The 16,017-nt window shown below is 42.6% G+C and carries 13 protein-coding genes; 5 read left to right on the top strand and 8 right to left on the bottom strand.

The genetic code is table 11. The features are described from left to right. Window positions 1-792 precede the first annotated feature (792 nt). From HMPREF0666_RS08060 to HMPREF0666_RS08070, 3 genes are read left to right on the top strand one after another with little or no spacing between them, the layout of a single operon-like run. Window positions 793-2,184 carry an ABC transporter substrate-binding protein gene (locus HMPREF0666_RS08060; protein ID WP_042856204.1) on the top strand — a complete coding sequence of 464 codons (1,392 nt, stop codon included), beginning with the start codon at window positions 793-795 and terminating at the stop codon, window positions 2,182-2,184. Window positions 2,185-2,210: 26 nt separating this feature from the next. After that, a complete protein-coding gene (locus tag HMPREF0666_RS08065; RefSeq protein ID WP_009011903.1) occupies window positions 2,211-2,960 on the top strand; it encodes a porin family protein in 750 nt (249 codons plus the stop codon). A gap of 24 nt (window positions 2,961-2,984) precedes the next feature. After that, complete coding sequence (locus HMPREF0666_RS08070; RefSeq protein ID WP_009011904.1) at window positions 2,985-4,514, top strand: peptide MFS transporter; 1,530 nt, start codon at window positions 2,985-2,987, stop codon at window positions 4,512-4,514. 498 nt (window positions 4,515-5,012) lie between these two features. Here HMPREF0666_RS08070 and uvrA read toward each other — a convergent pair whose 3' ends face one another. Next, window positions 5,013-7,886 carry an excinuclease ABC subunit UvrA gene (gene uvrA, locus HMPREF0666_RS08075; RefSeq protein WP_009011906.1) on the bottom strand — a complete coding sequence of 958 codons (2,874 nt, stop codon included), beginning with the start codon at window positions 7,884-7,886 and terminating at the stop codon, window positions 5,013-5,015. Window positions 7,887-8,038: 152 nt separating this feature from the next. Between uvrA and HMPREF0666_RS08080 the strand changes: the two genes are divergently transcribed. Beyond that, window positions 8,039-8,443 (top strand): hypothetical protein, encoded by a 405-nt coding sequence (locus HMPREF0666_RS08080; RefSeq protein ID WP_009011907.1) that lies wholly within the window; start codon window positions 8,039-8,041, stop codon window positions 8,441-8,443. 64 nt (window positions 8,444-8,507) lie between these two features. On the opposite strand, the gene HMPREF0666_RS08085 is transcribed toward HMPREF0666_RS08080, so the two are convergent. The 5 genes from HMPREF0666_RS08085 to HMPREF0666_RS08105 all read right to left on the bottom strand — a co-directional run bounded on the left by HMPREF0666_RS08085 (window position 8,508) and on the right by HMPREF0666_RS08105 (window position 12,617). Further along, window positions 8,508-9,173 (bottom strand): hypothetical protein, encoded by a 666-nt coding sequence (locus tag HMPREF0666_RS08085; protein WP_042856186.1) that lies wholly within the window; start codon window positions 9,171-9,173, stop codon window positions 8,508-8,510. A gap of 113 nt (window positions 9,174-9,286) precedes the next feature. Next, complete coding sequence (locus HMPREF0666_RS08090) at window positions 9,287-9,664, bottom strand: YccF domain-containing protein (protein WP_009011909.1); 378 nt, start codon at window positions 9,662-9,664, stop codon at window positions 9,287-9,289. Window positions 9,665-9,916: 252 nt separating this feature from the next. Continuing rightward, on the bottom strand, window positions 9,917-10,426 hold the full coding sequence (locus tag HMPREF0666_RS08095) for a nitroreductase family protein (protein WP_009011910.1): 510 nt from the start codon (window positions 10,424-10,426) through the stop codon (window positions 9,917-9,919). Window positions 10,427-10,508: 82 nt separating this feature from the next. Then, window positions 10,509-11,546, bottom strand: coding sequence for a bifunctional oligoribonuclease/PAP phosphatase NrnA (locus HMPREF0666_RS08100; RefSeq protein WP_009011911.1), 1,038 nt, complete (start codon window positions 11,544-11,546; stop codon window positions 10,509-10,511). A 159-nt stretch (window positions 11,547-11,705) separates the two neighbouring features. Continuing rightward, window positions 11,706-12,617 (bottom strand): nucleotidyltransferase, encoded by a 912-nt coding sequence (locus tag HMPREF0666_RS08105; RefSeq protein WP_009011912.1) that lies wholly within the window; start codon window positions 12,615-12,617, stop codon window positions 11,706-11,708. Window positions 12,618-12,755: 138 nt separating this feature from the next. On the opposite strand from HMPREF0666_RS08105, the gene HMPREF0666_RS17325 reads away from it, so the two are divergent. Beyond that, window positions 12,756-12,944: a hypothetical protein gene (locus tag HMPREF0666_RS17325; RefSeq protein WP_009011913.1), complete on the top strand. Its 189-nt coding sequence runs from the start codon at window positions 12,756-12,758 to the stop codon at window positions 12,942-12,944. Window positions 12,945-13,280: 336 nt separating this feature from the next. Here HMPREF0666_RS17325 and HMPREF0666_RS08110 read toward each other — a convergent pair whose 3' ends face one another. Together HMPREF0666_RS08110 and HMPREF0666_RS08115 are read right to left on the bottom strand one after the other, a co-directional pair. Continuing rightward, a complete protein-coding gene (locus tag HMPREF0666_RS08110) occupies window positions 13,281-13,736 on the bottom strand; it encodes an HU family DNA-binding protein (RefSeq protein WP_009010613.1) in 456 nt (151 codons plus the stop codon). A gap of 478 nt (window positions 13,737-14,214) precedes the next feature. Further along, on the bottom strand, window positions 14,215-15,813 hold the full coding sequence (locus tag HMPREF0666_RS08115) for a hypothetical protein (RefSeq protein ID WP_009011914.1): 1,599 nt from the start codon (window positions 15,811-15,813) through the stop codon (window positions 14,215-14,217). Between the last annotated feature and the right edge of the window lie 204 nt (window positions 15,814-16,017).

The following is a 16,017-nucleotide window of genomic DNA, read 5'->3' on the forward strand; positions in this document are numbered from 1 at the left end:
ACTACGTTCAAGAACATGCCCTTCTTGCCTATTGAAGATGCCCTTCTTGAAGCAAGAAAGGCCCCTTCTTCGACGCTGTTTGTAATATGCTGATTTGTTGAATATTATAAACTTGTGTTTTAAGGAAAGGTTAGTCTTATGTTGAGAATGTTTGGTTTACCTTTGTGTAAGGATTTTTCATATCCTTGTTGGCCTTTTCGGACTATTGAGAGCTGATTGAAATCCCCCTGTAGAAGATGCTGATAGAAGGAGAAGGGGAGTTTGTTCTCACAGAATATCATAGTCTTTGCGTACAAATGGGATGCAGTCTAAGATTATAAGGAATGGTCAAGGCGTCAAGGCAGAAATAGGATGAGCCCTCCTCTTTGAACTTTTTGTTTTTTGTCTTCTTGTTAAGCATGAATGAAGAAAAGTTGCTATAACAGCTCAATTCACTCAAATTATTTTTCCTGTCATATCTGTCATAGATTCTAAGATGTTAACTTGTTGGTTTACAGCAAAGTTTCATGAAATGTTAAATATGACAGCAACTTAAAATAAAACTATTCTTGTAAGATATGTAATCGTTTCTCTCTGGTGAGTGAGTCATTATCTTTCTATATTTCGGAAGAACCTAAGATAACATCGAACAATAGATTACTAAAAAATTATACAAGAACGTTATTATGTGCACAAATAAATTATTTGCTATTAACGTTTTTGTGTTTTTTATCATTCTACATCTTTTGATTACAGATTTCTTTTGTATATTTGCAGTTGTAATTAAATCTTTTTGAAACCAACAGTATGTTTATGAGAAAGTATTTGAAATATCTTTTGTTATTCTTTGCGATGACTTTTAGTTATAGCTTATTGGCACAAAGTGTCCAATGGCACGACCAACATAAAGTTAAACGCAAGGAGACTATATTCGGAATAGCCAAGGAGTATGGTGTTACCATCCCACAACTTATAGAAGCAAACCCTTTGATGAAGCAAGCAGGATACGAACTGAAGAAGGGCGACCTAATCTTTGTTCCTTATTCAAAGGAGGGAGATTTCCAAGCTGACGGGTCTATAAAAGGTAAGGTAGACAAGAAGGCTGCGGCAAAGGCTGCCACTAATCAGGTTGCTGCGAAGGCTGTGAATGCTATTCGTGTAGGTGTTATGCTACCCTTGCATAACCAAGATGGAGATGGTAAACGTATGGTTGAATACTATCGTGGTATCTTGTTGGCTCTTAACCAGTTGAAGAGTGAGGGTATTACGACTGATGTTCATGCATGGAACGTACCAAAGGGTGCTGACATCCGAACTACATTGTTGGAGCCAAACGCTTCTAAGTTGGATGTTATCTTCGGTCCTCTTTATTCAGAGCAGGTAAAGCCTTTGGCTGATTTCTGTCGTACGTATGATATAAAACTCGTCATTCCATTCTCAATAACAGCGACTGATGTGGAGACGAATCCAAATGTTTTCCAGGTTTATCAAACTGATGCTTCGTTAACGAATAAGGCCATAGCCGCTTTCTTAGAGCGTTTTCAGAAAACACACCATCCTATCTTTGTTAATTGCAAGGACGCAACAAGTCAGGTGGGCGACTTCACAACAACTTTGAGAAGACAGCTCGATTTACAGAAGATTAAGTATAATCTTACGAGTTCAAAGTCATCAGATGCAGATTTCTCAAAGCATTTTGAGTCAACTCGTCCAAATGTTGTAGTTATCAATTCAGAGAAGAGTCCGCAGTTGAATGAGGTCTTTGCGAAGTTAAATCAGTTGAAGAAATCACGTCCTGGTGTGGCTGTCAGCCTGTTTGGATACAATCAGTGGTTTGTCTATCAAGATTATGATCTTGACCAGTTCTTCAAGTATAACACTTATATCCCATCTACCTATTACTATAATAAGGCAGCAGATAAAACAAAGGAGTTGGAGGCAAAATATACAGAACAGTATGGCGAGCCGATGTCAAAGCAGTTTATTCCACGTATGGCAATAACAGGCTACGACCAAGCACAGTTCTTTGTTCGTGGTTTGAAAGCACATGGAAAGGATTTCAAGGGTTCTGCTGCCGAGGTTAAGTATCGTCCGTTACAGACTCGTTACGACTTTGTTCGTGTAGGACAGGGCGGGTATATCAATGATAATTTCCAACTGGTTCACTTTAAGACAGACCAGACAATGGAGAATCTTGTCTATTAATCTGAAGAAGAGTATCTTATCCCGAGATGAAGAAAATAAGCTCAAGAATATTAGCTGTTATCCTATTTGCGCTGCCACTGACTGCAGCAGCGCAGATAGGAGACCATCGTGATGACCTCGCCATTGGTGTTAATGGTGGTTATGTCCTCTCTAATGTGGGCTTCACTCCGAGTGTAAGACAATCCATGCACGGTGGGTTAACGGGCGGACTGAGTGTGCGTTATGTGTGCGAGAAGTATTTTAATACTATCTGTTCTATCTATGGTGAAGTCAATTACGCTTCTGTAGGATGGAAAGAGAAGATACTGACGGGTACTGATCAGTCTGTTATCAACTCTAACGGGGCCGCTGAAGAGTATTCACGCACTGTAAACTATATTCAGATTCCAGTTTTTGCTCATCTTGCATGGGGACGTGAACAAAACGGTTTTAACTTCTTCTTCCAAGCAGGTCCACAGTTAGGACTCTATTTGGGAGAGTCGACATCAAAGAACTATGACACCCCAAATCTTGCTACTGATGGTACTGGGCGGAGTAATGCGGTAATTGCACAGGAGTCAATGCCTGTAGAAAAGAAGTTAGACTACGGTATTGCTGCTGGTTTAGGAATGGAGTATAGCAATCGCCAAGTAGGACATTTCTTGCTGGAAGCCCGCTATTACTATGGTTTGGGCAATATTTATGGAAGCTCAAAGAAAGACTTTTTCGGCAAATCTAATTACGGCAATATTGTTGTTAAGGCTACTTACCTTTTTGACATTGTAAGAACAAAGTAATAATTAACCTATAATTTTATCATTATGTTTGAGAACCAACCTAAAGCACTGTACGCATTGGCATTAGCCAATACCGGTGAGCGTTTCGGCTATTACACCATGATAGCTGTATTTAGTTTATTCTTAAGAGCTAATTTTGGACTAACTTCTGACCAAGCTGGCTTGATTTATGGTGTTTTCCTTGCCTTAGTTTATTTCTTACCATTGATAGGTGGTATCATGGCCGACAAGTTTGGCTATGGAAAGATGGTGACTATTGGTATTATCGTCATGTTTGCGGGCTATTTATTCTTGTCCATCCCATTGGGTGGAGGAGTAATGGGCTATGCAGCAATGTTTGGTGCTTTGCTACTTGTTAGTCTTGGAACAGGTTTGTTCAAGGGTAACCTACAGGTGATGGTAGGTAATCTTTATGATGCACCAGAGCTGTCAGCAAAGCGCGATTCAGGTTTCTCTATCTTCTACATGGCTATTAACATTGGTGCACTCTTTGCTCCTACAGCAGCTGTGAGAATTAAGGAATGGGCAGAGCATTCGCTTGGTTATTCTGGTAATGATGCTTACCACTTCTCTTTTGCAGTTGCTTGTGTGTCATTGATTGTGTCAATGATGATTTATTATGCGTTCCGCAGCACATTCAAACATGTTGAGGCAGGTGCAGGTAAGAGCAAGAAAACTGACACAGCTGGTACTGAGGAAGAACTTACTCCACAGCAGACTAAGGAACGTATTGTTGCTCTTTGTCTTGTTTTTGCTGTCGTTATCTTCTTCTGGATGTCATTCCACCAGAATGGTCTTACTCTAACTTACTTTGCTGATGAGTTTGTAAATCCAAAGTCAGAAGGTGTTCAGACTATGGCATTTGACGTAATCAACCTTGTGATGATTATCTTCATGGTTTATAGTCTTATGTCATTCTTTCAGAGCAAGACCTCTAAGGCTAAGCTGATTTCTACTATTGTATTCCTTGCAGCCGTAGGAGTATTGGTTTATAAGTATCATAACATCGGTGGTCCTGTTGATGTTAGTGCTCCTATCTTCCAGCAGTTTAACCCATTCTATGTAGTAGCTTTGACTCCTGTAAGTATGGCAATCTTTGGTGCTTTAGCAGCTAAAGGTAAGGAACCAAAGGCTCCTCGTAAGATAGCTTACGGTATGATTATTGCTGGTTGTGCTTATCTGCTTATGGTTTTGGCATCACGTGGTTTGCTAACTCCTAATGCGCAGGCTGCAGCAAAGGCTGCAGGAGAGACTGTTCCATTTGCTTCTGGTAACTGGCTGATTGGTACCTATCTCATTCTTACATTCGGTGAGCTGTTGCTGAGTCCTATGGGTATCAGCTTCGTTAGTAAGGTTGCACCTCCAAAGTATAAGGGCGCGATGATGGGTGGATGGTTTGTTGCTACAGCCATCGGTAACCTGCTTGTTAGTGTCGGCGGATTCTTGTGGAATGACATACCTCTGACAATTGTATGGGCTGTCTTTATCATCCTTTGTTTCGTCTCTGCTGGCTTCATGTTCTTGATGATGAAACGTTTGGAGAAGGTTGCATAGTAAAATACAAGAGTGAACGTATGACTACTGTAAACGAGTCTTTTGATATAGTTTTCTGGTAGTTTCATACAATGATATAAAAAGGGCTGAGCTCAATGGATGAGTTCAGCCTTTTTATTTGTCTACTTATAATATCGACGTTTGGTGGTATAGTCATAATGAGTCTCTATTTTCTATGTTATTGTTATCAGATAGCGTATAGAATCCGGCTATCTGCTTATAGCAGATTAGAGGACGTACGCATGTGGTAGATAACAGCGTTAAGGTAATAGCTTTCAAAGTGGTTGACACTTCTCCTAAAAATGGTTGACCCTTTTGCTCAAAAAGGTCAACCTTTTTCTTCAAAAGGGTTGAGCTTTTTAAAAATCAGTCGACTGTCTTAAAAGATTCAGTCGACTGATTTATGTTGCAGTGTGTCTTAATACCACCAAGAAACGCCTGTGAAGGGAGGTGTTATCAATCTGTTGTGATAGGATTAATGCTTATCAAGGCGTGAATTTATAATTTTTCTTTCAAATACTTACCTGTCAGACTCTCCTTGCAGCGAGCCACCTCTTCTGGTGTTGCAGCTATTACGAGGTTTCCGCCCTTATCACCTCCATCAGGACCAAGGTCGATGACATGGTCGGCACACTTGATAACATCAAGGTTGTGTTCGATAACCAATATGGTGTGGCCACGTTCGATAAGCGCATTGAAAGCATGGAGTAGCCGATCGATATCATGGAAGTGCAGACCCGTTGTTGGTTCATCAAAGATAAAGAGAGTTGGGTCTTGCTGTTCCTGTCCGATGAAGTAGGCGAGTTTCACACGTTGGTTCTCACCGCCAGATAGGGTAGAAGAACTTTGTCCGAGTTTGATGTAGCCCAATCCAACATCTTCCAACGGTTTAAGTTTGTTGACAATCGCTTTGCGCTTGTGCTCACCGAAGAATTGAATAGCCTCAGACACTGTCATGTTCAAGACATCATTGATATTCTTACCTTGGAACTGTACGTCGAGAATCTCACGTTTGAAACGTTGTCCGTGACACTCCTCACATTCCAAGACAAGGTCTGCCATAAACTGCATCTCTACTGTAATGACACCAGCACCCTTACATTCTTCGCAGCGACCACCCTCAGTGTTGAATGAGAAATACTGTGGTGTGTAGCCCATCTGCTTTGATAACTGCTGGTCAGCAAATAGCTTTCTGATTTCGTCGTATGCCTTCACGTATGTCGCAGGGTTAGAGCGTGTACTCTTACCGATAGGGTTCTGATCAACAAATTCCACGTGTTTAATCTGTTTCCAGTCACCTCCAAGAGAAGAATATTCGCCAGGTGTGTCGGCAACCTCATCTAAATGACGTTTGAGGGCAGGGTAGAGAATTCCTTTCACAAGGGAAGACTTACCGCTACCACTAACTCCTGTCACCACAGTAAAGACGTTCAGAGGAAACTTTACATCTACTCCTTTGAGATTATTCATGCGAGCGCCCTTTAGTTCTATGGCCATATTCCATGGTCGACGACTCTTTGGTACTTCGATAACCTCCGCTCCCGTCAGATATTTAATGGTGTATGAACGAGGATACTTCTCAAGGAGTTGCTTTGACTCAGCATTGTTTTTATCATTGATGTCTCCCTCTATTCGTTTGATGTCAGATACTTTACCTTCAAATACAATCTCTCCACCCAATCGTCCAGCATCTGGGCCGACATCAATTAAGTAGTCGGCTGCACGCATAATCTCTTCGTCATGCTCTACGACAACCACGGTGTTGCCTAATGCTTGAAGTTCCTTGAGTACGTGGATAAGTCGATCGGTGTCTCGACTATGCAAGCCAATGGAAGGTTCGTCAAGTATATAGAGTGAGCCGACGAGTGAGGAGCCAAGGGAAGTTGTGAGGTTGATGCGCTGACTTTCACCACCACTCAGTGTGTTTGATTGGCGGTTGAGGGTGAGATAGCCCAATCCTACATCCAAAAGGAACTGCAAACGACTTGTTATCTCGGTCATTAGTCGCTTGCTGACCTCTTGCTCATGCTCAGTTAGTTCCAGTTTGTCGAACCATTGTTTGAGGTTGATAATAGACATATCAACGAGGTCGGTGATAGCCATACCACCAATCTTCACCCATGTAGCTTCCTTCTTTAGCTTTGTGCCATGGCAGTCAGGACAAACAGTCTTACCACGATAACGGCTGAGCATGACACGGTATTGAATCTTGTATTGGTTCTCCTTTACCATTTGGAAGAAGGTGTCAATACAGATACGATCGTGGATGTCTTTCTTTCTTTCGCTTGGCAGACCCTTCCAAAGGCTTTCCTTCTCATCCTTTGTTAGTTCAAAATAAGGCTTGAAGATAGGGAAATTGTCTTTTGCTGCACGTCTACAGAACTCATCTTTCCATGTTGCCATCTTCTCACCATGCCAACATTGTACACAACCATCATAGACAGATAGAGAGGAGTCTGGGATGACTAACTTCTCATCTATGCCAATGACGCGACCAAAACCCTCACAAGTAGGGCATGCTCCGAGAGGAGAATTAAACGAAAACATGTTGTCGTTCGGTTCTTCAAAGCGTATGCCGTCTGCTTCAAAGCGTGTGGAGAAATCGTAAGTAATCTTGGAAGGAAGAATCATCAACTGCATATTGCCATCGCCCTCATAGAAGGCTGTCTCGCAAGAATCGGTGAGTCGGGTCAGTGTGTCTTTAGAACTGTCAACGGATAGACGGTCGATGACAAGATAGATACTCTTTGTCTTATCCTTAGTTGTCGCTTTGTTGTTGTCGTCAGCAGGGTTCTGTTCCAGCCAATCTTCTATACGGATAAAGTCGTTATCTACATAGATACGTGCATAACCTTCCTGCATCTCCATTTCAAGTTGGTTCTGTACGCTTCGTCCTTCGACGATGTGGAGTGGGGCAAGAATACAGAACTTGGTCCCCTCTGAGTAGGACATCACTTTTTCTATGACATCTTCTACAGAGTGATGTTTCACTTCTTCGCCAGAAATAGGGCTGAATGTTCTACCTATTCGAGCATAAAGAAGACGGAGATATTCGTATATCTCGGTAGAAGTACCCACTGTTGAACGTGGATTACGGGATATAACCTTTTGTTCAATGGCTATGGCAGGGGGGAGTCCTTTGATGAAATCGACCTCAGGTTTAGTCATTCTACCTAAAAACTGACGGGCATAAGCAGAAAGACTCTCTACATATCGGCGTTGTCCTTCAGCATAAAGCGTATCAAAAGCAAGTGATGACTTACCTGAACCAGATACACCTGTGATGGCGACAAATTGTCCCTGAGGAATATTTACGTCTATATTCTTTAGGTTGTTAACCTTGGCTCCTTTTACCTCAATATACTTATTCATATTGCTCAACTTTATTCTATATTTACTCTTATAGACCCTTAAAAGAGATTTAAAGGGCTAATCGGAATATGCAAAATTACAAAAAAACTTTGGTTCTTTCTGATATTTACTTTATATTTGCAGCGATATTATATATTTAAAAGAACACAATTATGAGAGTTAAAAAGTTATTGGTTATTGCTTTGATGGCTTTCCCAATGATGGGTATGGCACAAAGCTCATACGAGCAGAAGAGTGATTCTGCTAACACGACACAGTTTGAGAACAAGCAGAATAGCGCTGTTTACCAGCAATGGTTGAGCCAGTATGAAGAGTGTGGTCGTCAGATTAATACTATATCTGAGCAGTATCAGCGCGAGGTAGAGAAACGTGGCTATCCTAAGAAGAAGACTGTTAAGGCTAAGATAGCACTTGTTAATCAGTATATTGGCCTGTTGCAGCAGCAGCGTGATTCTCCTGAACTGAATCAGGGAGTCGACCTTGACAAGGTGAATAGTAAGATTACTATGTGGCAGGAGCAACTTGCTGGTTTGACTGCTTTGTTGAAAAAGATTTAAAGAAGATTCTATCGTAATAAATAAGAGCTGTAACCGCATTAGCAGTTACAGCTCTTTTTGGGTATTATTGCTCCTCACCATCCGTGTTAAGCAGAATTTCCTTGTTTCCTTTCTTTGCTTCGAAATAAGGTGGTTCGTCCCTCAATGATATACTATCATAGATGAAAGGTGCAATGATTGTATCTTTACCATCAGGGAGTATCAAACCAAGTTTGCCGTCTAACTGGGCTATGAGTGGCATAGTACGTAAGTCATCGACATATACATAACAAGTACGAAGGAACTCATACTTTGGTTCAACGAGTATACGTCCTCTATGGTCAAGGATACCAAACTTTCCTTTCCGTTCGATAACCTCGTGATACTGAATGTATATCTCACGTATGAGGTTCAGATATTTCACCATCTTTCGCTTATCGTTGACCAATGTGACGAGGTATTCGAAGGTGTCAGAGTAGTTGGCCATCGCACGGGCTAAGACAATCTTCATGTCTAATCCTTTGATAGCTTTGCGATTCAAATCGATGTATCGGGCGATAGCAGCCTCTTTTTCCTTCATAGGAAGGTCTTTCAGATGTTCTTCAAAACGTAGCATCTGTTGCTTGCTGCCGTGCATAGCTTTGATATATCTGTGTATCTGTCGCCCCATTTCAATGCACACGAAATGGCGAATCTGCTGTTCCTCTATTGGGTCAGCGTATTCTTGGTTGAAATTGTCTTGCGTAATCATGGGCTTTTTCTCCTTTGTTTTTGCCAAAGATACTGACTTTTAATAGTTCTACCAAGGATTTAAAAGAATTTAATTCAAATGATTATCAATTGTCTTTATTTCTTGTCTTTGGATTAAAGGTGAAGCTCAACATCCTTGCCGAATGGCGCAAGTGACAGTCCTGCCATTTTGAAGTGTTGCTTTGCAAAAGGAATACCAATAATTGTGATGGCAAGAAGTAGTCCAAAGAAGATGTGGGTAAGACATGCCCATAAGCCACCAAAGATAATCCAGATGATGTTGAGAGGGATGGTGATACAGCCCGAAAGACTTTCTCCGTTTCTCACTTCTGCCCCAAAAGGCCAAAGACACAACAGTCCGAGCTTGAATGTCTGTACGGCTGCTGGTATACCGATAATGGTGATGGCAAGTGCTAAACTACCTGTAAAATATCCGATGGCAGCTTCTAAGCCACCGAATATCCACCATATAATGTTTCCAAGAATACGCATAATTGATTGTTGAATAATGATGTTGATAAGCAGATGACTCCTCTGCTTGAATATTATAAGGTAAGTTTTGAATCTAATTCTTACAATATCTTACTGATAACACTGGCTTCATCTTGTGTGTTGAGGACCTTCTGCGTATTGTATGAAGATAAGAGAAAAGATTCTCGATGATTGTTACATTATATTTATAAGACGACTATTGACCAACCTCTACGGGTAATGTTCACCAAACGACAAAGGTTGTTATGAAGATTATATGATGTCTGTAATTTCTTCTAAAGACTTTCGCTTTTTCTCATTCGTTGGACAGTCGTCAGCTATGTGACCGATAGGAATGATGGCAACAGGTTCAAACCCAACGTATGGGAATGTCTCCTTTAATTTAGCCACATTGAAATTACATACCCAACAACTACCTAAGCCCCGCTCTGTTGCAGCCAAGCAAAGATGTTCAGTAGCAATAGCAACATCAATATCGCCATGCTGCTTGTTGTCTTCTTTGCGTATCCAGTTGCTGTCAACCTCACGCATACAAATAATGTAGAGTGGTGCCGACTTGAACCATTCACGGTCGTAGCATTCTTGTAGTTGCTTGCGAGCTGCTTTAGACTTCACAATGACAAATTTCCATGGTTGTCTGTTGACAGCTGAGGGGGCCATACGTACTGACTCTAAAATATATTGTAAGTCCTCTTCTGATACAGGCTTGTCGCTATATTTACGAACGGAAAAGCGCTTTTGGGATAGTTCTAATATGCTCATAATGTGAAGAATAAAAGCCTTTCAACGGGGAGAAGGCTATGAGATACGATGTTGTTGATGCTTTTTCTATGGAGGATTTTAGCTATTGTAATTCCTCCTTATAATATAATATCGCCTTAATGGCAATCTGTTCAGCTTCCTCGATGGTGCAATTTAGTCTTCCACCTGATGCGTCAGCGTGACCGCCACCATTAAAGAACTTTGCTGCCATCGGTTGACAGTGGAAGCCATTGCAAGAACGAAGACTCACGAGTACGGTCTTAGGCTTCTCTGTATCTTCTCGTAATGAGATACTTAGTTTAAGTCCTTTAATCTGCTGTGGAATATTAACAAGTCCCTCCATGTCACCCTTAATAAAATGGAACTGTGCCATCTCTTCTTTTGTTACGGTGTAGTAAGACGCATGTAACTCTTCAATCACCTTCATCTTATTGAGGATAATGTGTGCACGGAGGCGGAGGGCATTGGTAGAGTAGTTATGGAATACACGGTTATAAATCTCGTCCTTATCAATATGCTTTGCGAGAAGCTGACCGATAATATAGAATATTTCTGGGCGTGAAGAATTATAGGTGAAGCCACCTGTGTCGGTCATCATACCACAATAAATGCAAGACGCACATTGGGTTGTCATCTTCTCGTAGCCATCTAACTGACTAATCAGACGGAAGACAATCTCACAGGTACTTGACATCTCTGGGTGTGAAACCGTCAGTGCGTTGTTTGTCTCAGGTTCTAAGTGGTGGTCGATGAGTAGGCGAGGGGCCTTGGAAGAGTCCAATACCTCTTGCATCGTATCTACACGAGAACGCTGGTTGAAGTCAAGACAGCAAACGAGGTCTGCTTCCTTAAATGCTTTCTCTACCTCTTTGGGTCGTCTGTCATAACGGATAATGGAATTATGTCCTGGTAGCCAATGCAGGAAATCGGGTGTGGCATCAGGCAGACACACCTTTATATTAGTCTTGCCAATCTGGTTCAGATAGTGCATCCATGCCAGTGACGAACCTGTTGCGTCACCGTCAGGCGACTTATGTGCACAGATTACTATGTTTGTTGCATTGGAAAGAAGATTGCGAAGTGTTGCAATCTCTTCTTGATTTAGTAGGTTTAATTCCATTATAGCTATAAGCTTTGGTGTGTTTGAAATTGGTTGGGCTATTATGCCCGATGTGTATAGAGATGTAAGAAATAAAAAAACCTGCCTGGATACCCGTCTTACATCTTGAATAATATCAAAGGATGTATGTGGAAATAGTACCCAGGCAGGGGTTATGAATTAGAACAATTTAGCAGGATAGGTACCATCATCAACCAGTGACTGAATCCTTTCAACCACACTCTGACGGTCGGCAGCGTAGGTAACGCCAAACCACTTGCTGGTAGTGTCAAGCACCTTCACGGTAGATGTACCATCGTTGATGAGCTTGTTTACCATCAATGGGATGAAGTATTCAGATTTTTTGTTCTCCATGTTCTTAGGATCAGAGAGGAACTCCTTAAAATAGGCCTCGCTGTATTCAAAGTAGTCTGGTGTGAAGCCCCATACATTCATAGATACAGGAGTGTTCTCGCCTACGGCTACCCACTCACCATTGTCGTCTTTATACTTGATTTCGCCATCTCTACGCTCAATCTCTGTACGCTCAACAACGGTTGTCAAGTGTCCTTCAGCATCGGTAGAGCAGATACCACGAGCAACAGTACCATTCTCGCTCAATGTGTTACCTACGCGGAAACCAACCATTGCGTACTTGTCTCTTGCACCCTCTGGGAGGTCAGCAAGGAACTTACCAATTACCTTGAAGCAATCACGGTTATAGAAGTCGTCGCAGTTGATAACGCAGAAAGGCTCTTTGATAACATCCTTTGCCATCAAGACCGCATGGTTGGTGCCCCATGGCTTCTCACGACCTTCAGGAACAGAGAATCCTTCTGGCAGTGCATCGATGCTCTGGAAAACAAGTTCTGCAGGGATATGACCCTCATACTTTGAGAGAACCTGGCTGCGGAACTGCTCCTCGAAATCCTTACGGATAACAAAGACAATCTTACCAAATCCTGCCTGAATAGCATCATAGATAGAGTAATCCATAATGGTCTCACCATTAGGACCCAGTTCGTCGAGCTGCTTCAGCCCACCGTAGCGGCTTCCCATACCTGCCGCAAGGAGTAATAATGTAGGTTTCATTTTCTTTATTATTTCGTTAAACTATATTTTATGTTCTGATTGCAAAGGTAAGAAAAATATAGGATAAACTATTATTTTGTATTGTGAATTATGGGGACTCTTCTGAGATTTGGTGTGATAAACTAAAGCTCTTATATAATGGCATTCAAAACATCTATCAAGCCACTTGTATTCTTTTTCTCACAGAACTACACAGACGAACAGATTTCACAAAGACGCACAGAGACATTAAGTCAACCGATGACACAGAACGATATAACCAAAATTAGCAGAAAGGTTCTGTGCTATCTGTCGTCGCTTGTCGGCGTTTGTGGGTTCTCCCTGTGAGCAAAAAGGCTTCTGTTCATCTGTGAAAATCTGTGAGAAATAAAATTCCCAACGAGCTACCACAAAAAAACTTGCCCCATGACACCAACCATGGTGCCAGGGGCAAGAAACGAAAATTAAATTACCGATGTATCGTCATTGATATCACATCAATGGCTTCCCGCTGGAAACATAATTAAAACTAAATTAATCAATTCAGTATTATTAAAACCGAACTATTTTCTTTTCTTGAATATTGGCCCTATTAGGCCCTATTAGGCTCATTAGCCTTATTAGCCTTATTAGCCTCATTAGGCCTTATTAGCCCTATTAGGCCAATTAGCCCAATATCCTTTCCTATCCTTGGCCCGCTACTGGGCCACTTCCTCCTCCGTTCTTTTTCTTATCCTCCTTTTTCTTGTCTTTGTCTGTTTCCTCCTTCTTCCTCACCGACTCGTAGGAGTTTGCAGCAAGTTCTCGCTTCAATTCTCCGCCAGGCGTGAAGACGACACGAGGCTTAATGGTTGCGGTCTTAAAATCCTCCTCCTTTTCGGCTCCTTTGCTCGACAGTGTGACACGCATCGAGCCAAACTCGCCCAACTGAATGCTGAAACCATCACGGAGATAATGGGGCAGACAATCGATAAAGTTATACAACACGTTCGACACATCACCACGCGTCAAGGACGAACGCCCCGCAATGTCACGTGCAATGTCGTCGAGCGACTTATGCCCAAGATTAACAGGATTAGCATAAAACTTCACTTCCTCCCGCTTTTGCGGATTTTTCTTTGGTACTAAACGAATTTTCATGATTCTTTCGACTTTAAATTATTAATACTATTGTTGTTTATCATAGCGTAGGGCAGCACGCTTCTGCAGCTTTCTTCGTGCATCTTCATGCTACCCCATTCTATTTTCTTGGTTTGTTTCCTCCCTTTCATCGTCTCTTTTTTCCTACTTTCTGCATCCTTCACCTGCTAAATGCGCATTCCCTTGCTGCGCAATGCGTATCTACGTGCTGCCAGATGCGGTGAGCGCTGCTGCTGAATGCGGTGAGCGCTGCTGTTAGATACGCATCTAACGGCTGCGCAATGCGTATCTACGAGTAGCTAAATACGCATCCGCCAACACGTAGATACGGTGAGCGCAGCGACGGAATACGCATTCAGCAGAAGCCCTGTCCGTTAAGCACTCCCTCCCCCTCGGGGAGGGCCGGGTGGGGTTTTACGGCGGTTCTTTAGGTGTCGCCTTTTAGAGGGCGACACCTGTAAAAGGGCAATCGCGAGGACTACTGAAACGCCTCTACCCTGTACCCGCGGTAGCGATCGGCGTTGCCCACGTTGACGCGAGAATCGGTGAAGCTCAGGCAGTACGCGTAGTTCCACATCAATGTGCTAGTATTTGACGACCAATAGACGCCAACGCTGCCAACATCGATCAGCTGACCACGGTCGTAGTAACCCAAGGCGGGCAGGTAGAAATAATTGCCTGCATCGGCAGCGGAAGGAAGACCAGAGCGGATACTATTGGTGTTTTCGTAGTACTTGTACGTTGTACGCACGTCGGTTGAACCGTCGGCAGATTTCTCGGTGTCGTAATGATGCTCGGCTTGTAATACGGACTTCTTCTTAAACCACATACCGCCTTTATATAAATGACCCATAGTAGTCCATAATTCGTCTGCGTCCCAACGGGGATCACCGTACATGCAGTACCAAGACATCTCGTTAACGTTAAGAAGACCTGCGCAACTCTGGGTTGCATCGAAGCGACCTAAACCGCCGCCCTCGTGGTAATAACGATGGTTAGGGTCGTAACTGCCTTTGGGATAGTTTGATGAACTGTTACCGTTAAGCGTTGGCTGGCCTGTGTTTCCAGACAAGTGCTTTGTCCATTCGTAACCGTACCAATATTGATTCTGAGCATCCCACATGTAATAATGGTCGCCATCGTAATTCGTTACGTTGAGGTCGGCCTTCATATCGTAGTAAGTGTTGGAAGCGTATGCAGTTGCAGGAAGAGTCTTCGTAATAGTACCCTCTACTCTTGTTGTAACGTTTTTTACCCAGTAACGTACTTTTAAGGTATGAGTTCCTGGCTTAATCACCATGTAAGCACCGTTAGTGGTTACGCTGGCTGAACTGTTGCTTAGTGGGAAGCCGTTTGGATTAGTACTACTGCCGCTTGTGGTCAAGACAATTTGTTTTCTGCCTGTACCTGCTGAAGCATCCAAAGCACCTGTTGTTGTATTGATGCTGTATGTCTCGGCAATATCGTTGTCAGAGGTTACCTCTACCTTAGTTAAGTAACAGTTATGCAGAATTGTGTTACTTGTGTAAGGCTGGAAGACAAGGTAAGCTGGCTGATGCTCTAACTGGAAGCTAAAGATGCTGCCGCCGACTGCTCCTGTTGCCGTAGCTGTACCGTAGTCGCCTGCAGTGCCGAAATGCTCGGTGTTGTCTGGGGAGGTTTGCGTCTGGTTAGCAGAAATGGTTACTTGGCTGCCGTTACTGTTCTTACCCAAGTAATAAACCTTATAGCTTGCACTTGCACCAAACTTACCAGGAACTCTATAACGGAAAGAAGCTACCTTCTGAGTTGGAGCGTTCGTACTCTTTCTCATTATGCCATCATCGTCCTTTACGTAGATATAGTCGCCTGCTTCCCAAGAGAAGTCGCTACTGTTATAATCCAATGACGTGCGGGTTTTTGCCTCGTCGCCTGCAACGAAAGTCGTAAGGTTCTTATCGTTGTCGCCCTCTTTATTGCTTGGGTTCTGTGCCACATCCTCCTTAGCACAAGATGCAAAAGTCAAGGCAATGCCGAACACGACAGCCAAAGACTTTAGTTGCGATGCAAATGAATATTGTTTCATTGTTTTCTTCATCATTTATTCGTTTTACTTTGTTCTTTTAGTTAATAACTCTCTGTTAGTCTTCCCATGATGTTGGCGCTTCGTTCTCGAAGTCTTCCTCATTCCATTGACTTGCCTTAGCAGCAGCTGGACCAGTAGCATGGTTTGCCTTTCTGTGCTGACCAGGCATGGATGCATCCATCAGATTAGTGGTTTCGTTTACGTGAACTATTTCAC

This window comes from Prevotella sp. C561 (genome assembly GCF_000224595.1).
GTDB lineage: Bacteria > Bacteroidota > Bacteroidia > Bacteroidales > Bacteroidaceae > Prevotella > Prevotella jejuni.